Origin of the sequence: Blastochloris viridis (assembly GCF_001402875.1) — a bacterium.
GTDB lineage: Bacteria > Pseudomonadota > Alphaproteobacteria > Rhizobiales > Xanthobacteraceae > Blastochloris > Blastochloris viridis.
The window spans coordinates 2,851,443-2,873,048 of record NZ_CP012946.1 but is presented as its reverse complement, the minus strand read 5'-3'; the positions used below and the strand labels follow the sequence as shown (position 1 = coordinate 2,873,048).

The 21,606-nt window shown below is 69.0% G+C and carries 20 protein-coding genes; 5 read left to right on the top strand and 15 right to left on the bottom strand.

Features of this window, described 5'->3' with window-relative positions; genetic code table 11:
• The 11 genes from BVIR_RS12605 to BVIR_RS12560 all read right to left on the bottom strand — a co-directional run bounded on the left by BVIR_RS12605 (window position 1) and on the right by BVIR_RS12560 (window position 11,638).
• Window positions 1–573 carry a UbiX family flavin prenyltransferase gene (locus tag BVIR_RS12605; RefSeq protein WP_055037977.1) on the bottom strand — a complete coding sequence of 191 codons (573 nt, stop codon included), beginning with the start codon at window positions 571–573 and terminating at the stop codon, window positions 1–3.
• Between the two features lie 430 nt (window positions 574–1,003).
• Window positions 1,004–3,118, bottom strand: a complete 2,115-nt coding sequence (flhA, locus tag BVIR_RS12600; protein WP_055037976.1) for a flagellar biosynthesis protein FlhA — start codon at window positions 3,116–3,118, stop codon at window positions 1,004–1,006.
• Between the two features lie 335 nt (window positions 3,119–3,453).
• On the bottom strand, window positions 3,454–3,828 hold the full coding sequence (locus BVIR_RS12595; RefSeq protein ID WP_055037975.1) for a DUF4431 domain-containing protein: 375 nt from the start codon (window positions 3,826–3,828) through the stop codon (window positions 3,454–3,456).
• Between the two features lie 121 nt (window positions 3,829–3,949).
• Window positions 3,950–5,332 (bottom strand): sigma-54-dependent transcriptional regulator FlbD, encoded by a 1,383-nt coding sequence (gene flbD, locus BVIR_RS12590; protein WP_055037974.1) that lies wholly within the window; start codon window positions 5,330–5,332, stop codon window positions 3,950–3,952.
• 216 nt (window positions 5,333–5,548) lie between these two features.
• Window positions 5,549–5,908, bottom strand: coding sequence for a flagellar motor switch protein FliN (fliN, locus tag BVIR_RS12585; protein WP_082417112.1), 360 nt, complete (start codon window positions 5,906–5,908; stop codon window positions 5,549–5,551).
• Window positions 5,908–6,564, bottom strand: coding sequence for a FliH/SctL family protein (locus BVIR_RS12580; protein WP_055037973.1), 657 nt, complete (start codon window positions 6,562–6,564; stop codon window positions 5,908–5,910). The genes fliN and BVIR_RS12580 overlap by 1 nt, the downstream gene beginning before the upstream one ends.
• A gap of 21 nt (window positions 6,565–6,585) precedes the next feature.
• Entirely contained in the window at window positions 6,586–7,665 is a 1,080-nt protein-coding gene (fliG, locus tag BVIR_RS12575) for a flagellar motor switch protein FliG (protein ID WP_055038874.1), read from the bottom strand.
• A gap of 51 nt (window positions 7,666–7,716) precedes the next feature.
• Window positions 7,717–9,357, bottom strand: a complete 1,641-nt coding sequence (gene fliF / locus BVIR_RS12570) for a flagellar basal-body MS-ring/collar protein FliF (RefSeq protein ID WP_082417110.1) — start codon at window positions 9,355–9,357, stop codon at window positions 7,717–7,719.
• A 204-nt stretch (window positions 9,358–9,561) separates the two neighbouring features.
• Window positions 9,562–9,837, bottom strand: a complete 276-nt coding sequence (gene sciP, locus BVIR_RS12565; protein ID WP_055037971.1) for a CtrA inhibitor SciP — start codon at window positions 9,835–9,837, stop codon at window positions 9,562–9,564.
• A gap of 90 nt (window positions 9,838–9,927) precedes the next feature.
• Complete coding sequence (locus BVIR_RS16940) at window positions 9,928–10,137, bottom strand: hypothetical protein (protein ID WP_145911968.1); 210 nt, start codon at window positions 10,135–10,137, stop codon at window positions 9,928–9,930.
• A 49-nt stretch (window positions 10,138–10,186) separates the two neighbouring features.
• Window positions 10,187–11,638, bottom strand: a complete 1,452-nt coding sequence (locus BVIR_RS12560) for a flagellar hook-length control protein FliK (protein ID WP_055037970.1) — start codon at window positions 11,636–11,638, stop codon at window positions 10,187–10,189.
• Between the two features lie 304 nt (window positions 11,639–11,942).
• Between BVIR_RS12560 and mnmA the strand changes: the two genes are divergently transcribed.
• The 3 genes from mnmA (at window position 11,943) to BVIR_RS12545 (ending at window position 14,253) form a co-directional block, all read left to right on the top strand.
• The gene (gene mnmA / locus BVIR_RS12555) at window positions 11,943–13,112 is read left to right on the top strand and encodes a tRNA 2-thiouridine(34) synthase MnmA (protein WP_055037969.1); all 1,170 of its coding nucleotides are present in this window, start codon (window positions 11,943–11,945) and stop codon (window positions 13,110–13,112) included.
• A gap of 24 nt (window positions 13,113–13,136) precedes the next feature.
• On the top strand, window positions 13,137–13,778 hold the full coding sequence (locus tag BVIR_RS12550) for a class I SAM-dependent methyltransferase (protein ID WP_055037968.1): 642 nt from the start codon (window positions 13,137–13,139) through the stop codon (window positions 13,776–13,778).
• 226 nt (window positions 13,779–14,004) lie between these two features.
• Entirely contained in the window at window positions 14,005–14,253 is a 249-nt protein-coding gene (locus BVIR_RS12545; protein WP_055037967.1) for a hypothetical protein, read from the top strand.
• 562 nt (window positions 14,254–14,815) lie between these two features.
• Here BVIR_RS12545 and BVIR_RS12540 read toward each other — a convergent pair.
• Window positions 14,816–16,402 (bottom strand): outer membrane beta-barrel protein, encoded by a 1,587-nt coding sequence (locus BVIR_RS12540; RefSeq protein WP_169788610.1) that lies wholly within the window; start codon window positions 16,400–16,402, stop codon window positions 14,816–14,818.
• Between the two features lie 282 nt (window positions 16,403–16,684).
• On the opposite strand from BVIR_RS12540, the gene BVIR_RS12535 reads away from it, so the two are divergent.
• Window positions 16,685–17,683, top strand: coding sequence for a KpsF/GutQ family sugar-phosphate isomerase (locus tag BVIR_RS12535; RefSeq protein WP_055037965.1), 999 nt, complete (start codon window positions 16,685–16,687; stop codon window positions 17,681–17,683).
• A 160-nt stretch (window positions 17,684–17,843) separates the two neighbouring features.
• On the opposite strand, the gene BVIR_RS12530 is transcribed toward BVIR_RS12535, so the two are convergent.
• The 3 genes from BVIR_RS12530 to galU form a co-directional block, all read right to left on the bottom strand.
• On the bottom strand, window positions 17,844–18,293 hold the full coding sequence (locus tag BVIR_RS12530; RefSeq protein WP_055037964.1) for an NfeD family protein: 450 nt from the start codon (window positions 18,291–18,293) through the stop codon (window positions 17,844–17,846).
• Between the two features lie 7 nt (window positions 18,294–18,300).
• Window positions 18,301–19,302 (bottom strand): SPFH domain-containing protein, encoded by a 1,002-nt coding sequence (locus tag BVIR_RS12525; protein ID WP_082417106.1) that lies wholly within the window; start codon window positions 19,300–19,302, stop codon window positions 18,301–18,303.
• Between the two features lie 217 nt (window positions 19,303–19,519).
• The gene (gene galU / locus BVIR_RS12520; protein ID WP_055037962.1) at window positions 19,520–20,395 is read right to left on the bottom strand and encodes a UTP--glucose-1-phosphate uridylyltransferase GalU; all 876 of its coding nucleotides are present in this window, start codon (window positions 20,393–20,395) and stop codon (window positions 19,520–19,522) included.
• A gap of 184 nt (window positions 20,396–20,579) precedes the next feature.
• On the opposite strand from galU, the gene galE reads away from it, so the two are divergent.
• Complete coding sequence (gene galE / locus BVIR_RS12515; protein ID WP_055037961.1) at window positions 20,580–21,569, top strand: UDP-glucose 4-epimerase GalE; 990 nt, start codon at window positions 20,580–20,582, stop codon at window positions 21,567–21,569.
• Window positions 21,570–21,606: the final 37 nt, after the last annotated feature.

Genomic DNA, 21,606 nt, shown 5'->3' with positions numbered 1-21,606 from the left:
TTAGCCGAGCCCGTGCCACTGCTTGGCAAGGCCGGTGTCGATGTCGAACAGGCCGAGGATGCGGCCGACCGACTGGTCGACGATCTCCTCCACCGTCTTCGGCCGGGTGTAGAACGCCGGCACCGGCGGCGCGATGATGGCGCCGGCCTCGGCGAGGTCGGCGAGGTGGCGCAGATGCAGCGCGTGCAGCGGCGTCTCGCGCACCGCCAGCACCAGCCGCCGGCGCTCCTTCAGCACCACGTCGGCGGCGCGGGTGAGCAGGCTCGACGTCACGCCGGCGGCGATCTCCGACATGGTACGGATCGAGCACGGCACGATCGCCATGCCGAGCGTCGGAAACGAGCCGCTGGCGATCGCAGCGCCGACATTGCCGACGTCGTGGACGTGGTCGGCGAGGGCGCACACCTCGGCCGGCGTGACGTCGGTTTCCTGGGCGATGGTCAGCTCGGCCGCCTTCGACACCACCAGATGGACCTCGACGTCGAGCGGCTGCAGCACCTGCAGGAGCCGGATGCCCAGCATGGCGCCGGAAGCCCCGGAAATACCGACCACGAGACGTCTTGCGCCTGCCATTCGTTCAATCCGCTGTTGGAGCCATGCCACGCGCCATCCTACAGCCGGCGCGGTTACGGGTCATCCCGGGCGAGCGAAGCCGAGGGCGGGATCGCTCTTCGGCCTGCATCGTCATCCCGGCCGAGCGTCAGCGAGAGCCGGGATCGCTTTCAGAAAGAGTCCCCTTCCTGCCGACGATCCCGGGTCGCGCAGCTTCGCTGCTTGCCCGGGACGACAATCTCCCTCGCGTCATCCCGGGCGAGCGAAGCAAGACCCGGGCTCGTTTTCAGAAAGAGGCCCCGTTCCGGATGACGGTCCCGGCTCGGCGCTGCGCGCCGTCCGGGACGACAATCTTCCCCGCGTCATCCCGGCCGAGCGTCAGCGAGAGCCGGGATCGTTTTCAGAAAGGGGCCCGGTTCCGGACGACGATCCCGGCTCGGCGCTGCGCGCTTCAGATGCTCGAGATCGTCTTCAGCCGCGCCCGCGGGTGGATCTCGGCCTGCGACATCACCGGGGTCTGGGCGCGGAAGCGCTCGACGATCGAGCGGATGAACGGCCGCACGCCCGGGCTGGTCAGCAGCACCGGGAACTCGCCCTGCCGCGCGGCATCTTCGAAGCGGTCGCGCACCAGGGTGACGAACTCCTGCAGCTTGGAGGGCTGCATGGCGAGGTGGCGCTCGTCGCGATCGCCGAGGATCGATTCGGCGAACGCGGTTTCCCAGCGCGGCGACAGCGAGATCAGCGGCAGGTAGCCGCTGGGCGCGGTGTATTGCGCGCACAGCTGGCGGCCGAGCCGGACGCGGACCGTCTCGACGATGTGCTGCGGGTTGCGGGTCGAGCCCACCGCCTCGGCGATGCCTTCGAGCACGGTGCCGAGGTCGCGGATCGAGACCCGCTCGGCCAGCAGCAGTTGCAGCACGCGCTGGATGCCGGTGATCGAGAACTGGGCCGGCACCAGGTCCTTGACCAGCTCGCCCTGTTCCTTGGGCAGCTCCTTGAGCAGTTTCTGCACCTCGGCGTAGGAGAGCAGGTCCGGCATGTTGGACTTCAGGATCTCGGTGAGGTGGGTCGACACCACGGTGGCGGCGTCGACCACGGTGTAGCCGCGCAGGCTGGCTTCCTCGCGCCGGTCGGTATCCACCCAGGTCGCCGGCAGCCCGAAGGTGGGCTCGACCGTGTGGATGCCGGGCAGGTCGACCTGGCCGCCCTGCGGGTCCATCACCATCCACTGGTCCGGCCACACCTTGCCGGTGCCGGCATCGACCTCCTTGACGCGGATGACGTAGGCGTTGGGCTCGAGCTGCATGTTGTCGAGGATGCGCACCGCCGGCATCACGAAGCCCATATCGGTCGCCATCGACCGGCGCAGCGCCTTGATCTGGTCGGTGAGGCGGTCGGCGCCGTCGGTGCTGTTGACCAGGCTGAGCAGGCCGTAGCCGAGCTCGATCTTGAGGTCGTCCATGCGCAGCGAGGCGGCGATCGGCTCCTCGGCCGGAGTGGCGGAGGGCGCGGTCACCTTGGCCTCTTCGGTGACGCGGGCTTCCTTGTGGCGTTTGTCCATCACCCACGCCAGCACGCCGGCGCCGGCGGCGAGGCCGAGGAACGGGATCATCGGAATGCCGGGCAACAGCGCCATCACCGCCATTACCGCCGACGACATGCCGAGCGCCTTGGGGTAGCCGGACAGCTGCTTCATCAGCGCTTCGTCGGCCGCGCCGGAGACGCCGGCCTTGGAGACCAGCAGGCCCGCGGCGGTCGACACGATCAGCGCCGGGATCTGCGAGACCAGGCCGTCGCCGACCGTGAGCACGGTGAAGGCGTGCGCCGCCTCGCCGAACGGCATGCCCTGCTGGGCGACGCCGATGATCAGGCCGCCGATGACGTTGATGAACACGATCAGAAGGCCGGCGATGGCGTCGCCCTTGACGAACTTGGAGGCGCCGTCCATCGCGCCGAAGAACGAGCTTTCGTCCTCCAGGGTCTTGCGGCGGCGCCGCGCCTCGGTCTCGTCGATCAGGCCGGCGGAGAGGTCGGCGTCGATCGCCATCTGCTTGCCGGGCATGGCATCGAGGGTGAAGCGGGCGGCGACCTCGGCGATGCGGCCCGAACCCTTGGTGATGACCACGAAGTTCACCAGCACCAGGATGGCGAACACGATGATGCCGATCACGAAGTTACCGGCCATCACGAAGTTGCCGAACGCCTGGATGACGTGGCCGGCAGCGTCGGTGCCCTCGTGCCCGTGCGCCAGGATCAGGCGCGTCGAGGCGAGGTTGAGGGCGAGGCGCAGCATGGTCGAGATCAAGAGCACCGTCGGGAAGGAGGAGAACTCCAGCGGCGCCTGGATGAACAGCGCCGTCATCAAGATCAGCACCGAGAAGATGATCGATATCGCCAGGAACAGGTCGAGCAGCAACGGCGGCAGCGGCAGGATCAGCACCACCAGGATGGTGAGAACGCCGATCGCCAAAGCGAGGTCGCCGCGCCGCATTGCGGAGAAGATTTGGCCGAGCGAGGGGAACTTGAAGCCGGCTCCGCCTGTGCCGCCTGCGGTCGTATCGGTCATGCTGAACCCATGCCTTGGCCGGCGCGTGCCGGATGTGCCACCACCGGGCAAAAAATGCCGGCCATAGGGTTAAGGGCGAGTTAAGTGGGGCGTTGCCATGCTACGGGCGGCCGGGTCGGCGTCGGGACCAAACGGCGCCGGCAGCGGCGAATCGTCATCCGGTTGCCGGCCGATCGAGCCCGCGATCCGCGCCGCCGTCTCCGAAATATACGTTTTCGAACAATGGCTTCCGGCGCCGTGTCTCCGGGCCGAGGCGGGATCATCCGGCGCCGAGTCACCGCGACTTAACTCCGCGGCCGGCTGTCGCGCGAGCCGCCCGCCGCATCGCGCCGACGTTACCGCGCCTCGATGCGGACGACGTCCATCACGATCGGGGCGTGATGGTGGGCGGTGTGGGCGCCGAACGGCCGGCCGCTGACCCGCACCGTCTTGCCGACGAACCGCGCCAGCGCCACCGCCTCGTCGGAGGCATAAAGGTGGAGGCGCTTGGCCTCGGGGACCTGGTCGAACTCGTCGGGGCCGGTCAGGCAGGTCGGTGCCGCGAGGCTGAGGATGAACGCCGTCTCGGTTCGCCCGGCGGCGTCCTGGAAGGTGCCGCGGCTCAGCCGGCCTTCGGCCACCGCGTCCTCGGCGTTGGCGTCGAGGCACGCCGCCATCGCCGGGCCGGCGGCGAGGGTGAGGGCGACGGCAATCAGCAGGGCGCGGGTCATGGCGCGGCTCCCGAATCGGGGCGAGATGCCGAACGCTAGCACAACCGCGCCGTCTCAAGTGACGCGGCGCGGCACGCGCGGCCTCGAACCATGAGGATGGGAGCCCGCCGACGCCGCGTCGTCAGAACCCCGGCGCGGCGCGCGGCTCGCCCTGATAGGGTGGCGGCACGGCGTGGCCCTCCTGGCCGTACTGCGCCAGCTTGTTGCGCAAGGTGCGGATCGAGATGCCGAGGATGTTGGCGGCGTGGGTGCGGTTGCCGAGGCAGTGGCCGAGGGTGTCGAGGATCAGCCGGCGCTCGACCTCCTCGACGGTCTGGCCGACCAGCGTGCGTGTCGCCGCCTCCGCGGCCATGGCAGCCTGTGCCGCCGGGCCGCGGTCGCCCGCGGCCTGGATTCCGAGCTTGCCGCCGTCGGGGTTGCGGATGGCGTCGATGCCGATCTCGCCGTCGACCGCCAGCAGCACCGCGCGGTGCATGGTGTTTTCGAGCTCGCGCACGTTGCCGGGCCAGCGCGCCGCCAGGAGTTCGCGCCGCGCTTCCGCCGACAGCGGCCGTTCTGGCAAGCCGTTCGATTCGGCAAAGCGCCGGGCGAAATGATTGGCGAGTTCGATGATGTCGGCCGGTCGCTCGCGCAGCGGCGGCACCTTCAGGTTCACCACGTTGAGGCGGTAGAGCAAATCCTCGCGGAAGGTGCCCTTGCGCACCTCCTCGGCAAGGTTGCGGTTGGAGGTGGCGATCACCCTTATGTCGACCGCCACCGGGCGGGTGCCGCCGACGCGGTCGATGATGCGCTCCTGCAGCGCGCGCAGCAGCTTGGCCTGCAGCCGCACGTCCATCTCGGAGATTTCGTCGAGCAGCAGCGTGCCGCCGTTGGCCTCCTCGAACTTGCCGACGCGGCGGGCGACGGCGCCGGTGAAGGCACCCTTCTCATGGCCGAACAGCTCCGATTCCAGCAATGCCTCGGGAATCGCGGCGCAGTTGATCGAGATGAACGGCTTGGCGGTCCGCGGCGAGCGCTGGTGGACGTAGCGGGCAATGACTTCCTTGCCGGTGCCGCTCTCGCCGGTGATCAGGATCGAGGCGTTGGAGGTGGCGACCCGGCTGGCGAGTTCGACCACGCGCGCCATCGCCTCGTCGCGATAGATCAGATCGCAGCGGTCGTCGGTCACCGCCGCCAGCACCGCGGCGATCATGTCCGGGTCGGGCGGCAGCGGGATGTATTCCTTGGCGCCGGCCTGGATCGCCGCCACCGCGGCGCGGGTGTCGTTGTCGACGCCGCAGGCCACCACCGGCAGCGCGATGTGCTCCTGCTCCAGCTTGGCGATCAGCTCGCCGATGTCGATGACCACGTCGGCCATCAACAGGTCCGCGCCCTTGCCCGACCGCAGCACCTTGAGGGCCTGCTCGATGTCGAGCGCGTGCGTCACCGACGCGCCACGGTCCATGGCGATCTTGGTCGCCGCGTGCAACTGACCTTTCAGCGATCCGACGATGAGAAGGCGCATGGCGAAGTCTCTCCATAGCCAGCTTTGAGCGTTGCTGCTCCGCTGGCGTCGCGGACGTCTGGACGTCTCAGCCGAAATCCGGCCGATCGGGCCGGCGTTTCGTAGTCCGGTCGCCGGAAACGCCGTCCGATCATGGGCGTTTCGGCGCGGTTGTTTCCGGGATCACGAGCCGATCATCCGGAAACCGTTCAGTCGGGTGTCGGGCCGGTCGGGCGGTCAGCGTTCCGCCTTGATGATTTCCGTCATGGTGATGCCGAGCTTGTCCTCGACCAGCACCACCTCGCCGCGGGCGACCAGCCGGTCGTTGACGAAGATGTCGATCGCCTCGCCGACCTTGCGGTCCAGTTCGAGCACGGTGCCGGGGCCGAGCTTGAGAATGCCGCCGACGTCCATGCGCGTGCGCCCCAGCACGGCGGACACCTGCACCGGCACGTCGAACACCGCCTCCAGATCGTCCGCGGTCTTGGGCCCGCTTTCCGGCGTGCCGGGCGCGATGTCGCCGGCCTCGTCCGGGCTCACCACCTGGAAATCGGTTTCCAGGTTCGGCAAAGGCATCTTGTCGTTGTCGCCAGCCATCAGGACTGTCCTCCAGGAATGTTTGCCGCAGCGTTGGCGGTGGCTCGGGCGGCAATGAACCGCTGTACAAGTTCGTCGACCTTGGCCAGCGTCGCGGCGCTGTCGAGCACCACCCCGCCATCGGCCCACTCGACGCGGCCGTCGCCAACGGCGATCGAGGGCTCGGCCAGAAGCACCAGACGGCCGGTGAAGCCGGCTTCGGAGGCGAGGCGGTCGAGCCGCTCCTTGAGCGGAGCGAGCAGCGCGTCGTTGACGCGGACCACGATGTGAGGGGTCGAGCGCAGCTCGGCGAAGCAGTCGGCGATCAACGTCGTCAGTTCCGCCATCGGCTCGCGCGCGATCAGCGCCGTCGACAGTTTGCGTGCGACGGCGACGGCGACGTCGACCGCCTCGCGCTCGAGCCGCGCCTCGATCGGCGGCAGCGCGGCAAGCACGCGGCAGAACGCGTCGGCGACGCGGTCGAGGCCGAACGCGATCTGGCGCTCGGTTTCGGCGACACGTTCGGCAATGGCTTCCGCCCGGCCGCGGGCGTGGCCGCGCGCTTCCGCAGCCGCAACCGCCGCATCATGATCGGCGAGCGGGATGCGCGGTTCGGCCTCCTGCTTCGGGGCGCCGAAATCGGTATCGAACAGAAACCTAGCCTTGGCCGCTGCCACGTCCGCCTCCGCTTTCTGTGCTCAGTAGACCAGTTCGTCGTCGCCGCGATTCTTGGAGATGGTGATCTCGCCCTTGGCGGCGAGATCCTTGGCGAGGTTGACCATCATCGCCTGGGACTCGTCGACGTCCTTCAGGCGCACCGGCCCCATCGCCTGCATGTCGTCGGCCAGCATCTTGGCGGCGCGGGTCGACATATTCTTGAGGAAGAACTCACGCACCGCATCGGTCGAGCCCTTGAGCGCGATCGCCATCTTGTCCTTGTCGACCTGGCGGATCAGGGTCTGGGCCGAGCCGGTGTCGAGCTTGACCAGATCGTCGAAGGTGAACATCAGCGTCTTGATGCGCTCGGCGCTTTCGCGGTTGTTCTCCTCCAGCGCGGTGAGGAATCGCGTCTCGGTCTGGCGGTCGAAATTGTTGAAGATGTCCGCCATCAGCTCGTGGGCGTCGCGCTGGCGGGTCTGCGACAGGTTCGACATGAACTCGGTGCGCAGCGTCTCCTCCAGGCGGTCGAGCACCTCCTTCTGCACCGACTCCATGCGCAGCATGCGGCTGACGACGTCGAGCGAGAGCTCCTCGGGCAGGATGGCGAGAACGCGCGCGGCATGCTCGGACTTGATCTTGGAGAGCACGACGGCGACCGTCTGCGGGTATTCGTTCTTGAGGTAGTTGGCGAGAACCTGCTCCTGGACGTTGGAGAGCTTCTCCCACATGTTGCGCCCGGCCGGACCGCGGATTTCCTCCATGATCATGTTGACGCGGTCGGCCGGCAGGAACTGCTGCAGCAGCCGCTCGGTCGAGTCGAAGTTGCCCATCAGCGCGCCGGTCGCCGACAGGCGCCCGACGAACTCCACCAGCAGTTCCTCGACGTCGGTGGCGTCGATATTGCCGAGGGTCGACATGGCGAGCGAGATGGTGCGGATCTCGTCATCGTCGAGCATCCGCCAGATCTTGGCGCCGTGGGTCTCACCCAGCGACAGCATGAGGACCGCAGCGCGCTCAACGCCGGTCAGCGGGCGCCGCGCCGGAACGGTTACGGTCGCGACGCCGGACCTGGCAGCGGCCAAGGCGGTGTCGGTGGGAGATTTGCCGCCGCGCGACATCGCTTCTGCGATCGAGGAGACGATGCTCATGGTGCCTGACCTTCACGAACCTCAGCGGGGGGTGGCGTCCGGTGAATCCTGGTGGATCCACTGGCGGATGATGGCGACGGTTTCCTGCGGATTCTGATCGACCAGTTCACCGACCTTCGCGATCGACTGGGCGTGGAGCTGGCCCTGGATCTTGGCGTAGGCGATCTTGCGGGTGGTTTCGGTTTCCTTGATCTGCTCGGGCGTCAGCGGCGGCGACTCGGTGGTGGGCAGCTCGCCCGGCCCGGCGACGGCGCCGGCCGCTTCTTCCTTCTTGTCGGCCACGACGATGCGGCGGACCATCGGACGCACCACCATCAGCACCACCATCAGCGTCAGCAGCAGCAGGACACCGAGTTCGGCCGCCTGCATGACGTCGTCCTTGCCGAACTTCAGGCGGGACAGCCAGCCCTCGTCCTCCGGCAGGCCGGGCGGCGGGCCTTCGGCGAAGCGCAGGTTGACCACCTCGATCTGGTCGCCGCGCTTCTGGTCGTAGCCGATCGCCGAGCGCACCAGCGCGGTGATGCGGTCGAGCTCTTCCTTGTTGCGCGGGCTGTAGGTGACGTTGCCATTGGCGTCGCGGGAATAGGCGCCGTCGACCACCACCGCGACCGACACCCGCTTGATGCGGCCGCCTTCGACCACCTCGGTGCGGGTGGTGCGGGAGATCTCGTAATTGACGGTCTCCTCGCTCTTCTTGCTCTGGTCGCGCACCTGGCCGCCGGCTCCCTGGGCGGTGGCGTTGGGCAGCTCGTTGCCGACCGAGACCTGGCCGTCGCGACCCTCGGTCGAGACCTGGCTCTCTTCGCGGTTCTGGGTCGAGCGGACGACGCGGCTTTCCGGATCGAAGCTGTCGGAGGTCTGGGTGATGCGGTTGAAATCGAGCTCGGCGTTGACCTGGACCCGGGCGCGGCCCTGGCCGACCACGCTGCCGACGATCTCCTCGACCTGATTCTTGACGCGGCGCTCATAGCTGACGACGCGGTCGTCACCGGCGGTTCCGAGCGCGCCGTTGGCATCGCCGGCGCCGTCGGCGAGCAGCCGGCCGGCCTCGTCGACGATCGACACCCGCTCGGGCTTCAGGCCCTGCACGGCCGAGGCGACCAGGTGACGGATGGCGCGAATCTGGCCGGCCTCCAGGCCGCCCTGGACGCGGAGTGCGATGGAGGCGGACGGATCCTGCTTGTCGCGCGAGAACAGTGCGCGCTCGGGAATCACCAGGTGGACCCGCGCCTGCTGGATGCGCTCGATGGCGCGAATGGTGCGGGCGAGCTCGCCTTCGAGGGCGCGTAGCTGGTTGATGTTCTGCACGAAGCTGGTGGTGCCGAGCGAGTCGGACTTGTCGAAGATCTCGTAACCGACGCTACCGCCGCGCGGCAGCCCGGCTTCGGCCATCTTCATGCGCAGCCGCGCCACCTCGGCCTTGGGCACCAGGATGGTGGAGCCGTCGGCACGCAGCTCGTAGGTCGTGCCGGCGCGCTCCAGATCTTTCACGATGGACGCGGAGTCCTGCAAGGCGAGGTCGCTGTAAAGCGTCGCCATGGGCGGTTGCGAGAACCGAACCAGAAGAAATCCGAAAAAGCCGATCAAGGCCACGGTAACGGCTGCCATAGCGCCGAGGCGTGCCGCGCCCAGATTGTTGAGAAGAGAAATGATCCCGTTCACGCCAACCCCCAGCCGACGGCATCCCTTTCCGTCAGTGGGCAAAAAATGCCGTGTGTTGGCCTAATAAAGGGTTAACCAGGATACGGTGACCGTTAACCAGACGTGGAAACGCGAAACGCCGGCCTTGCGGGCCGGCGTTTTGCAAAGGTCGAGAGTTTGAGGGGGCGAGAGCTTGCAGGGGACGGGGGAGCGTGGGCAGGCCGGTCAGGCGCGATATTGCTGGATCCGGGTCGTTCTCAGCCCAGCCAGCCCGTGGCGGTCGATCGACATCTGCCAGGCCAGAAACTCTTCGACGGTCAGGGTATAGCGGCTGCAGGCCTCCTCGAGAGACAGCAACCCGCCGCGCACCGCAGCGACGACCTCGGCCTTGCGCCGAATGACCCACCGCTTGGTGTCGGCTGGAGGAAGATCGGCGATGGTGAGCGGGCTGCCATCGGGGCCGATCACATATTTCACCCTTGGGCGAAGCGGCTCGGACATCGGTACTCTCACGCCAACGCAACTGAACGAACGTGAGCGAGACTAGACGTCAACCCTGAACATTTCCCTAAGCGCGGCGAAAACAAAGGCTTAAGTCCTGTTTACGGCTTTGGCCGGATCGAGCGGCCGGCGTGGCCCGCCGACCTTGAGGTAACGGGTGCGGCCCGGCCGCCCGATGCCGTCGGCGCCGCCGCAGATCTGGGTGGTGACCGAAATGCCCAACGGGCGGCGAGCTGGCGGCGCGCTGCGCCGGCCGTTGGGTGAACAGGCGTTCGAGGTGATACCGCCTGCGGTCGGCATGGTCGGCCCCTGGTGATGCCGGTCGGCGCGGCGTGATGATGCGCTCCGGTCAGACTCGAATGTCGACGCCGCCCGCTCGGCTGAGCACGCGGCCATAGGCGCCGGTGCGGGGGTCGGCCACCACCTGCTCGTCGACCGCGGTCAGGCGCTCGCCCTGGCTGTTCTGCTGCGCCTCGCGCCCGGTGTTCTGCTGGAAGCCTTGGCTCTGGTCGCGCAGCACGAACTCCAGTCCGCCCTTGCTGGTGTCGAGCCCGGCAGATTGTAGCGTCTTCTCCAGTTGGCGGGCGTCGCGCTGCAGCAGGTCGAGGGTGTCGGCACGGTCGACGATCAGGCGCGAGCGCACGCCGCCGTCCTTGTCGACGTCGAGTTGGACCTCGATACGGCCGAGGTCGGCCGGGTCGAGCCGAAGTTCGAAGCGGGTTTCGCCCGCCTTGGAGCGGGCCACGATCTCGACGCCGAGGTCGGCCGCGGCCACCGCCGAGCGCGCGCCGTCGGTGGTGACCGGCGCACTGGTCAGCGCAATCGATTGGGACGGCGCCAGCCCGAGCGCGGTCTGCACCGGCGTGGCTGCGGTCGTCTGGGTGGAGGATTGCGCGGTCGTGGCGCGCGCCGCCTCGGTCGAGGTGGCGGCGTCCCCGGTCGCCTCGTGCGGCGCGGCTGCGGTGTCGGCGGCGGCCTGCGCGGTCGAGCTTGCCGCCACCGCCGCGCTGTGGGGCTCGGCGTTGGCGGTGCGGACGCTGCCGTCGGTGGCGCTGGGCGGCGCGGCGGTGGCGGCCTGGTCGGAGGCGGTCCGCGGCGAAGGTGTGCTCGCCGCCGCCGGGTCCGCCGTCGTCTTGGCATCGGACGCCGCGGCCGCTGCTGCTGCAGCAGTGGCTGCGGCGGTCGTCGCGGCGGCGGTCGTCGCGGCCTCCGCCGTTGCCGGGGGCGCCGCGGCCAGGGCGCCGGCGCTCGCCGGATCCGGGACGTCGGTCGCCGGCGTGGCGGTGGGCGCGATGGCAGGGGGGGCGGTCGGCTGGGCGGTCGGCGCGGCCGCCTGCGGTGCCGGCTCCGACGCTGCGGCTGTCGGCGCGGCGGCGGCAACGGCCGGGGTTGTTGGCAGAACCGGTTCGGGTGGCGGCGGGGGCGGCAAGGCGGCGACGTCGGCGTCGGCGTCGGTGGCGCCGTCGGTGTTGGCGTCCGCCGCGTCGGCGTCGTCGGAGGCGGCGGTGTCGTCGTCCGAGGTCGCGGTGTCCGCGGCCGAGGTGTCGCCGGCGGCGCTGGCGTCGGCCTCGGCGGCATCGTCGGCCGCCGGCGGCTCGTCCTTGGGCTCATCGGTGCGCGGGTTGCGCTCCGGCGCCGGCTTGTCGCGGGTGGGCGCGGACGACGACGGCGGCGGCGACGACGAACTGGTGGCGGCGGTCGGCCCCACATTCGACGAGCGCGGCTCGGGCGTCGCGGCAGCATCGACCAGATCGGCAAAAATGTCCGCGCCGGCCGGGGACGAAAGGAGCGGCGCGGACATTCGGGTTGTACGCGCCTCGCTGCCGATACCGGAAACACTCGCCACGATGGTCACCTCATGAAAGGGGGCCAAAACGGGGTTGCAGGAGGCATGCCAGAACGCGAGCGCGGAAATGATCTGACAGATCAGCGGGCTCGGTCGCCGGAGCGGGAATTTCTCATCGGCAGAAACGACCGGCCGGCAAGAATTGCCGCGCCGCTGCGGGAGGTTTGCCGGCACCGGGAACCATCCTGTACAAAGGATGCCTTATCGTCCAAGACGGCAGCTTGAGCCGGCGGTTTTCCATCGTTCCGAAAGGCTCCGCATGATCGGTCCGGTCGACCTCGACCTCGGCGGCACCCCGCAGCGTCACCGCGTCGTCGTCGCGATGTCCGGTGGCGTCGATTCCTCCGTGGTGGCGGCCCTGCTGGCGCGGGCCGGCTACGATGTGCTCGGCGTGACGCTGCAGCTCTACGACCATGGCGCGGCGACCCACCGCAAGGGCGCCTGCTGCGCCGGCCAGGACATCCGCGACGCGCGGGAGGTGGCCGGGCGCATCGGCATTCCGCATTACGTGCTGGATTATGAATCGCGGTTCCGCGACGCCGTGATCGACCGTTTCGCCGCCAGCTATGCAGCCGGCGAAACCCCGGTGCCGTGCGTCGATTGCAATCAGCGCGTCAAGTTCGCCGACCTGCTCTCGACCGCCCGCGATCTTGGCGCGGCGGCGCTGGTGACCGGTCACTACGTCTCGACCTGCCGCCTGCCGGACGGCCGGCGCGCGCTGTTCCGCGCCAGCGACGAGGACCGCGACCAGAGCTATTTTCTCTATGCCACCACCAGCGCCCAGCTCGAGTTGCTGCGCTTCCCGCTCGGCGACCTCACCAAGGCCGAGACCCGTGCCATCGCCCGCGATATCGGCCTGCCGGTGGCCGACAAGCACGACAGCCAGGACATCTGCTTCGTGCCGCAGGGCCGCTACAGCGACGTGGTCGAGCGCCTGAAGCCGGAGGCGGCCGAGCCCGGCGACATCGTCCACCTCGACGGGCGGGTGCTGGGGCGCCACGCCGGCATCATGCGCTTCACCGTCGGCCAGCGGCGCGGGCTCGGCCTCGCCAGCCCCGAGCCGCTCTACGTGGTGGCGCTCGACGCCGCGCGGCGGCGGGTGGTGGTCGGCCCGCGCGAGGCGCTGGCGGCGCGGCGCATCGTGCTGCGCGAGGTCAACTGGCTCGGCGACGGCGATCTGGCGGTGGCGGTGGCGGCGCGGCAACAGGTCTACGTCAAGGTGCGCTCGACCCGTCCGCCTCAAGCGGCGACGCTGGTGCCCGGCGCTGACGGTGTCGAGGTGCACCTCGACGATGGCGAGGACGGCGTCGCCCCCGGCCAGGCCTGCGTATTCTACCAGTCCCCCGGCGGGGGTGCGCGTGTTCTGGGCGGCGGGGTCATTCGCCGCGCCGATATCGCTGAACCTGTTCAAACCCCCGCTGTTGCTTAACCGATCAACCTGCGGAAAAAGACCGTGACCGTTGCTTATGATCTCGCCGGCCAGAAAAAGGCTTATGCCAAGTGGGCGGCGTTTTACGATTCCGTCTACCTGCAATTGCTTGCCGATTCGCAGCAGAAGCTGGCGTCGGCTGCCTCCGCCTGCGGCCCCGACATCCTGGAGGTCGGCGTCGGCACCGGCCTCGTTCTGCGCTACTACCCGCCGGCCGCGCGGGTGGTCGGCGTCGACCTGTCGGAGCCGATGCTGCAGAAGGCGGTCGCCAAGGTGGTCGGCCAGCGGCTGTCGCAGGTGCGCGGCCTCGCCGCCATGGACGCCTGCCGGCTCGGCTTCCCCGACCAGCGGTTCGACGCGGTGGCCTTTCCCTTCGTCATCACGCTGGTGCCGGACCCGGAAGGTGCGCTCGACGAGGCGGCGCGGGTGCTGCGGCCGGGTGGCGAGATCGTGATCGCTTCCAAGCTGGGCGCCGACAGCGGCGCCCAGGCGGCGGTCGAGGCCTGGATCGCGCCACTGGTCAAGGCGATCGGCTGGAGCTCGACCTTCAAGTACTCTCGGCTGCAGAGCTGGGCCAACAAGCGCGGCGACTTCACCGTGGGCAAGCCGGTGAACTGTTTCCCGGCCGGCTTCTTCAAGCTGGTCCGGCTCAAGAAGGCGGGATGACGCCGTCCAATGCGGCGCCGCTCTTGCCCGGACGCGCCGCGCGGGCCACAGTGGCGCCGAACGGAAGGGCCGGCGGCCCCGGCGGCCGCGCCACCGAGTGGTTTGCCCCCGGCGCCGCAGCGCCGACGCCGGGAGCGGCCGGACCAAAGGCAATGACGCTGTGGGTGGAGCTTTTCGGCATCAACTGCCGGCGCCACCTTCACCGTTGAGTGTTGGAGCATCGAAGATGTCGCAGACCGCGACCGCCCCGGGCCGCATCCGCTGGACCACTCTTGTCACCATCGCCAGCGCCGCGATTTTGCTCGGCTCCGAGACGGTGGGCGCCAGCCTCGCCTTCGGCTGGGCGATGGCCGGCTGGCTGGGGCTTGGCGACATCGGCACCCGGATCTTCGAAGGGCTCGGCCTGATCCTCGGCGTGGCCGCCATCGTCTGGTTCTTCCGCCGTGCCGGTCGGGCCGAGCCCTGGCGAGGGTAAGGGCGCCTGGCGGATCGCACCGCAGCGCAAGCCGCCGTCCGAGTTTTCATCGCGTTTGCGGTTGATCGCGGGGAGGTCCCCGCCGTCGTCCCGGACAAGCGGCCAAGCCGCGCGATCGGACCCATGATCCGCCAGGCTCGCGGTTGGCCGCATCGCCCGTAGCGGCGCGGCATCGCTCGCGCTGCCGTTGCCGGAACCGTCGCCGATCATGGGTTCGGAGTCTCAGCTTCGCTTCGCCTGGAACGACCGGCGGTTTCATGTTCGGCGGGTCGGAATTCCGGTGGCCAACTGATACGGTTTCCGGTTGATCAGCTCGGCTCTTTCTTCCCTCTCCCCTTGCGGGAGAGGGTGCCGAGCGATCGCAAAGATCGCGAGGCGGGTTAGGGGGGCCTGCGCCGAAGAGGCTGAAATGCCCCTCATCCGGCTCGGATCTCGCTGCGCTCATCCTCGCCACCCTCTCCCGCAAGGGGAGAGGGAAAAGATGCGCCCCCCGGCCAACGGCCATTTCGGGCGGATCAACCGGAAGCCGCATGATCAGCCCGATTTCATATCAAGCCGCCGCTCAGCGCTGGAGCCTGAGGCCGACCAGCATGATGTTGGCGGTGTAGTCGTTGCTCGGTTCGTTGGACGACAGCCGCTCCTGCCGCACCTCGCCGGTGAGCCACAGGTCCCGCGACAGCTTGGCGGTGATGAGGCCGGACATCGTGAAGCGGTCGTCGCGGCGGCCGGATTGACCGTAGTCGTCGAAGCCCCAGCCGAACCGGGCGGTGCCGATCAGCCAGCGCCGGAAGGCATGGTCGACGCTGAGGCCGAGGTCGCGCCGTAACACGCCGGTGGTGTCCTCGTAGGAGGTTTCGTCGATGCTGGTGATTGCGATGAAGCGCACCGTGGTCAGCCCGCTCGCCGTCCACACCAGCGAGCCGTCGATCAGAAGGCCGGAGATGTCGGGTAGCCGCGGGTCCTCGTAGCGCCGCACGATCCAGCCGGTGGCGGCTTCGCCGGTCAGCGTCCGCGTCACCTCGAAGCTGGTGCCGGCCCTGATCTGCTGGCCGTCCGATTGGCGAATGTAGCCCGAGGTATCGACCTCGCGCTCGAAATTGCGCGAATCGATTCGGCCCTCGACGAACGGCCTGAGGCCGGGGCGGATGTCGTAGCCGACGCGCAGCGTTGCCGCCGGCTGGTCGTAATTGCGGTCGGAGCGGTCGAGGATGCTGCCGTTGCGCAGCTTGGCGTTGTCGTAGGTGGTGCGGTCGAAGGCGCCGCGCAGCGCCACCTCCAGCCGGTTCCAGCTATGGACCAGGCCGGCGGTGCCGCCGATGGTGATCACCGGCGGCGGCCGCACCGCGCCGGTCGGCGCGTCGGGGTCGCCGGCGCTTTCGGTGGTGAGCAGGTAGCGCCCCTCCAACTCGGTCCGCGTCCGCTCGGTGATGTCGACACGGCCGCGCAGCCGGGCGTCCAGCTCGGGCCGGTTGTTGCCGCTGACGTCGTCATATTTGGTGTAGGAGCCCCGGATATCGGCATCGAGGGCGTGGCGCGACCAGTCCGAGCGCAGCAACATCGCGCCCCCGAAGCGCTGGAACAGCGAGGGCCGGCGGCCGGTGGCGACACGCAGCGGGTTGTCGTCGTAGCCGAGCACGGAGTCGAACGCGGGCCGCAGCACAAAGCTGCCGACGCGGATGCCGACCGGGTCGAACGGCTCGGTGGTCTCGATCGGCGACACTCTGAGCACGTCGTTGCGGGCGGCTTCGACGCGGTCGCGGCGGCCGTCGGCAGCCTGGATCGCCGCGTCGTAGGCCCGCGCGTTCTGGCGCCAGTTCGGCCGTTGCGGCCGCCCGCCAGGCAGCAGCGGCTCGGGCACCCGGCGCGCCGCCGGCGGGGTCCGCCCGGTTGAGGACGAGCCGGTGGTGCCGGGGCCGGACCGGGCCGCGGCGGTCGTGCCGCCCGGCGCGTCGGCGTCGATCGAGGGGCGCAGCCGCGGCCGGTTCGGCGGCTGCCGGCCCTCGGCCGCTGCCTCCTCGGTGCCCGCGGGGAAAAGGCTCGGATCGGCCAGCCCGGGCACGCGCAATTCCTGCGCCTGCAGCGGACTGCAGGTCGACGCCAGCGCACCGAGCGCGGCGAGGCATGACAGGGCAGAACGAGTGCGTCGCACGGGCAACCGGCTCCGGGATGGTTAACAAACCTACAACCGGTTCGGTTAACGGCATCTTTCCGCTGGCGCCGGTGGGCGTACGAGAGTCCGGCGGGGTGGAGGCGGTGGCGGTCGCGTGCTAAGAGGTTCGTTCATACGAAATCGGGCCGATCAGGCCGGGGTTTTCGTGGTCGGTTGCCGAAAATCCGTGTCCAATCAAGGATATTCCGGCGCGGGGTGTCCTGGGATCACAGCGGGATCATCCGAAAAACCGTATCACTCAAGGCGGAGCGATCAGGAATTATGACGGTACCGGCCAGCGATCCGACGATCGAGGCACGGGTGCGGGTCGCGGCGGCGCGGCGCACCGTGGAAACCGAGGCGAACGGGCTGGTGGCGCTCAGCCAGGCGCTGGATGGCGAGCTCGGGGCGGCGTTCGCCGCGGCGGTCGATATCATTCTCGCCGCCGAGGGCCGCGTCATCGTCACCGGCATGGGCAAGAGCGGCCACGTCGGCCGCAAGATCGCCTCGACCTTCGCCTCCACCGGCACGCCGGCCCATTTCGTCCATCCCGGCGAGGCCAGCCACGGCGACCTCGGCATGATCGGCCGCACCGACGTCATCCTGGCGCTGTCGTGGTCGGGCGAGACCACCGAGCTGCGCGACCTCGTCGACTATTCGCGCCGGTTCCGGGTGCCGCTGGTCGCCATCACCTCCAGCGCCGACAGCACGCTGGGGCGGGCGGCCGACGTGGTGCTGGCCCTGCCCAAGGTCACCGAAGCCTGCCCGATGGGGCTGGCGCCGACCTCCTCCACCGTGCTGCAGCTCTCGCTCGGCGACGCGCTGGCGGTGGCGCTGCTGGAAGGGCGCGGCTTCACCCCGCTCGATTTCAAGGTGTTCCACCCGGGCGGCAAGCTCGGCGCCAATCTGCGCTTCGTGCGCGATCTCATGCACACCGGCGAGGCGGTGCCGCTGGTCGCGGCCGGAACCTTGATGTCCGAAGCGATCCTGACGATGTCGGCCAAGGGGTTCGGCTGCGTCGGCATCGCCGGGGCGGAGGGTGAGCTGCTCGGCATCGTCACCGACGGCGACCTGCGCCGCCACATGGCGACCGATCTGATGGCGCGCTCGGTCGATCAGGTGATGACGCGGGGGCCGAAGACCACACGGCCGGACCAGCTCGCCGCCGAGGCGCTGGAGCTGATGGAAACCAAGAAGATCACCGCGCTGTTCGCGGTGGCCGATCGCCGCCCGGTCGGCATCCTGCACCTGCACGACATCCTGCGCTCCGGGCTGGCGTGAGGCACCGGATTCGGCTCGTCGCCCCGGACAAGCGGCGAGCCGCGCGATCCGGGGCCGTTTGCAAGACAAGGCGCCGGTTTGTGCTGACGGTCCCGGCTCGGAAGCTCCGCTTCCGTCCGGGAAGACGAGACCTCTTTCAGCTCAAGCCGTCCGCGCGCCCTCATCCTCCCGTCGCCTCGACGTGCAGCAAGCCGCCGTCGGCGCGGGTGACGCGAACCCGGCTGCCGGCCGGAAGGTCCGGGCCGGCGAGCCGCCACACGCTGTCGTCGATTCGCACCCGGCCGGCGCCGCGCACGATCGCCTCCTCCAGCAGGAACTCGCGGCCGACATAGCCGGCGGCTCTCCGATTGAGGAACGGGTTGTCGGCGGGGGCCTCCGACGCCTGCTTGGCCAGCCGCAGCCACACCACCAGCGCCGCCACCGACAGCACGCCGAACACAATGAACTCGGCCTGCCAGGGCAGGCCGAGTGCGAGCGTGATCAGCCCGGTGGCGAGGGCGGCAACCCCGAGCCACAGCATGAAGAAGCCGGGCAGCGCCACCTCGGCGCCAAGCAGCACCAGACCGAGGATAAACCAGATCCAGACGCCGAGAGCCGAGAACGCAGACATGGCAACCTCACGAGGAAGGAACCAGCGATCCGCCGCCGCCGACCGTGGGGCCGGTCGACCGCGCCGGCGCCGCCGCCCGGCTGTCCCTGGCGGCCTGGGCCGACGTGAACAGCTCCGACACCCCGGCCAGCGATCCCAGGATCGCGGTCGCCTCGACCGGCAGCACCAGCACGCGCTGGTTCGGCGCGGAGGCAAGCGATTCCAACGCCTTAACATACTTGTCGGCGATGAAGTAATTGAGGGCGTTGAGGTCGCCCTGGGCGACCGCCTCCGACACCATCCTGGTGGCCACCGCCTCGGCCTCGGCGAGGCGCTCGCGCGCCTCGGCGTCGCGGAAGGCGGCTTCGCGGCGGCCCTCCGCCTCCAGGATCTGCGACTGCTTGGCGCCCTCCGCCCGCAGAATCTCGGACTGGCGCTGGCCCTCGGCCTCCAGCACCAGCGCGCGCTTGACGCGCTCGGCCTTCATCTGGCGGCCCATCGCCTCGACCAGATCGGCCGGCGGCACGATATCCTTGATCTCGATGCGATTGACCTTGAGGCCCCAATTGGCCGCCGCAGCGTCGACCACGTGCAGCAGTCGCTCGTTGATCTCGTCGCGGTGCGACAGGAGCTGGTCGAGGTCCATCGAGCCCATCACCGTGCGAATATTGGTGGTGGTGAGGTTGAGGATGGCGCTGGTGAGGTTGGCGACCTCGTAGCTCGACCTTGCCGCGTCGAACACCTGGTAGAACGCGACGCCGTCGACGGTGATGGTGGCGTTGTCCTTGGTGATGACCTCCTGGGAGGGGACGTCCATCACCTGTTCCATCATGTTCACCTTGCTGCCGATGCGATCGATGAACGGAACGATCACGCTCAGACCGGGCGACAGGGTGCGGGTGTACTTGTTGAAGCGGACCACGGTCCACTCGTAGCCCTGCGGCACCGTCTTCACGCCGGCGAACAGCGTGAGGACGATGAGGACGACGAAGATCAGGACGAAAAGATCAAAGCCGGAAAGCATGGGCATGGACTGATCCTGGTTCGGGGCGCGCGGTCCGGCCGGACCGAACGATCCGGCCGGGCGAGCGCGGCGCCGACCGAACGGCGCCGCATCATTGTGGTCGGTGAGAACGTCGGCCGATCTGACCGCGTCAGAGCGGGCAATCTAGGATTTTATTTTAGCGTAGGTGTTTCGCAAAAGCGGTTTAATGCCCGCGGAACGTGCTTGGGCTCGGCAATCGGGTTCAATCGGTCAGCAGCGTGGCCAGCTCCTGCCGGAAGGCCGGGGCGATGTCGTCGCGCGCTAGGGCATAAGCGACGTTTGCAACCAGGAAGCCGACCTTCGAGCCGCAGTCATAGATGCGGCCATCGAAGGTGTAGGCATAGAACGGCTGCGTTTCGGCCAGCTTGATCATGGCGTCGGTGAGCTGGATCTCGCCACCGGCGCCGCGGCTCTGCGTCGCCAGGAGTTCGAAGATTTCGGAATTTAGGATGTAGCGCCCGGAGATGGCAAGGTTCGACGGTGCCGATCCGGACGGCGGCTTCTCGATCATCTTGGTGATCTTGGAGACGCGGGCGCTGGCGTTCTCGACGCCAACAATGCCGTACTGGTGGGCTTGGCTCTGCGGCACTTCGTAGACTGCGACGTAATTGCCCGGCTGTTTCTTGTAGGCGTCGATCATGCCTTTCAGGCACGGCACCCGGCCGTGGTGGAGCATGTCCGGCAGCAACAGCGCGAACGGTTCCTTGCCGACCAGCTCGCGGGCGCACCACACCGCGTGGCCGAGGCCGAGCGGGCTCTGCTGGCGGGTGAAGCTGGTGGTGCCGGGGCCGGGCTGGTCGCGCGACAGCGCATCGAGCTCGCCGCGCTTGCCGCGGTCGGACAGGGTGTCCTCCAGCTCGTATTGGCGGTCGAAATGGTCCTCGATGACGCCCTTGTTGCGGCCGGTGACGAAGATGAAGTGCTCCACCCCCGCCTCGCGGGCCTCGTCGGCGACGTGCTGGATCACCGGCCGGTCGACCACGGTGAGCATTTCCTTGGGCATTGCTTTCGTCGCCGGCAGAAAGCGGGTGCCGAGCCCCGCGACCGGGAATACGGCTTTACGAATGGGAAGGGTCATGGTGCATGCGGCGGGCGAGAAACGGTCGGCCCGCGCGGCGCCCTGACTGTCGCGAGCAGCGGCATCTTCCGATAAATGTGGGAGAAATGGTGGCGTGTATTTGAACATCGACTAAGGTTTCGCGATATTCCCGCCGATCCGCGGCGCGGCTCCGGGGCCTGGCCGCAAAGCTCGGAGTGACCGCATGACCGTTCTGGTGACCGGCGGTGCCGGCTATATCGGCAGCCACATGGTGCTCGCCCTGATCGACGCCGGCGAGCGGGTGGTGGTGCTGGACGACCTCTCCAACGGTTTTCGCTGGGCGGTCCACCCCAACGCCGAGCTGATCGTCGGCGACGCCTCCGACCAGGCGCTGGTCGGCCGCGTCATCCAGGCGCGCGGCGTCGATGCCATCGCCCATTTCGCAGCGAAGATCGTGGTGCCGGACTCGGTGGCCGATCCGCTCGGCTACTACCTCGCCAACACCGTGAAGACGCGGGCGCTGTTCGCAGCCGCGGTGGCCGGCGGGGTCAAGCACCTCATCTTTTCCTCGACCGCGGCGGTGTACGGCACGCCCGAGCGCAATCCGGTCACCGAGGACGCCCGGCCGCACCCCGAATCGCCCTACGGCAACTCTAAGCTGATGAGCGAGCTGATGCTGGCCGACGCGGCGCGGGCCCACGGCCTCGGCTACGTGGTGCTGCGCTATTTCAACGTCGCCGGCGCCGATCCGGAGGGCCGCTCCGGCCAGTCGACGCCGAACGCCACCCACCTGATCAAGGTCGGCTGCGAGGCGGCGCTGGGGCTCAGGCCGGGTGTTTCGGTGTTCGGAACCGACTTTCCGACCCCAGATGGCACCGGCGTGCGCGACTACATCCAGGTCAGCGACCTGGTCGCTGCCCATCTCGACGCGCTGCGCCACCTCCGCCGCGGCGGCGGTAACCTCACCCTGAACTGCGGCTATGGCCGCGGCTATTCGGTGCTGGAGGTGATCGAGACGGTGAAGCGCGTCTCCGGTGTCGATTTTCCGGTGACGCTGGCGCCGCGCCGGCCGGGCGATCCGGCGGCGATCGTCGCCGGCGCCGACCGTATTCGCGCCGAGATCGGCTGGCGGCCGGCGTTCGACGACCTGACCGCCATCGTCGGCCAGGCGCTGGCGTGGGAGCGGCGGCTGGCCGAGCGCCGCGCAACGTGATACCTCTGTCGCCGATCGGGCTGGGTATCGAACGTGT

Bases quoted from the DNA above. Each gene is read 5' to 3' on its own strand.
- galE (WP_055037961.1), top strand. From the start codon at position 20,580: ATGACCGTTCTGGTGACCGGCGGTGCCGGCTATATCGGCAGCCACATG.
- BVIR_RS12605 (WP_055037977.1), bottom strand. From the start codon at position 573: ATGGCAGGCGCAAGACGTCTCGTGGTCGGTATTTCCGGGGCTTCCGGC.
- BVIR_RS16940 (WP_145911968.1), bottom strand. From the start codon at position 10,137: ATGCCGACCGCAGGCGGTATCACCTCGAACGCCTGTTCACCCAACGGC.
- BVIR_RS12545 (WP_055037967.1), top strand. From the start codon at position 14,005: ATGTCGCAGACCGCGACCGCCCCGGGCCGCATCCGCTGGACCACTCTT.
- BVIR_RS12530 (WP_055037964.1), bottom strand. From the start codon at position 18,293: ATGTCTGCGTTCTCGGCTCTCGGCGTCTGGATCTGGTTTATCCTCGGT.
- fliN (WP_082417112.1), bottom strand. From the start codon at position 5,908: ATGGCTGGCGACAACGACAAGATGCCTTTGCCGAACCTGGAAACCGAT.
- BVIR_RS12525 (WP_082417106.1), bottom strand. From the start codon at position 19,302: ATGCCCATGCTTTCCGGCTTTGATCTTTTCGTCCTGATCTTCGTCGTC.
- flbD (WP_055037974.1), bottom strand. From the start codon at position 5,332: ATGCGCCTTCTCATCGTCGGATCGCTGAAAGGTCAGTTGCACGCGGCG.
- BVIR_RS12535 (WP_055037965.1), top strand. From the start codon at position 16,685: ATGACGGTACCGGCCAGCGATCCGACGATCGAGGCACGGGTGCGGGTC.
- galU (WP_055037962.1), bottom strand. From the start codon at position 20,395: ATGACCCTTCCCATTCGTAAAGCCGTATTCCCGGTCGCGGGGCTCGGC.
- BVIR_RS12560 (WP_055037970.1), bottom strand. From the start codon at position 11,638: ATGTCCGCGCCGCTCCTTTCGTCCCCGGCCGGCGCGGACATTTTTGCC.
- mnmA (WP_055037969.1), top strand. From the start codon at position 11,943: ATGATCGGTCCGGTCGACCTCGACCTCGGCGGCACCCCGCAGCGTCAC.
- flhA (WP_055037976.1), bottom strand. From the start codon at position 3,118: ATGACCGATACGACCGCAGGCGGCACAGGCGGAGCCGGCTTCAAGTTC.
- BVIR_RS12595 (WP_055037975.1), bottom strand. From the start codon at position 3,828: ATGACCCGCGCCCTGCTGATTGCCGTCGCCCTCACCCTCGCCGCCGGC.
- sciP (WP_055037971.1), bottom strand. From the start codon at position 9,837: ATGTCCGAGCCGCTTCGCCCAAGGGTGAAATATGTGATCGGCCCCGAT.
- fliG (WP_055038874.1), bottom strand. From the start codon at position 7,665: ATGTCGCGCGGCGGCAAATCTCCCACCGACACCGCCTTGGCCGCTGCC.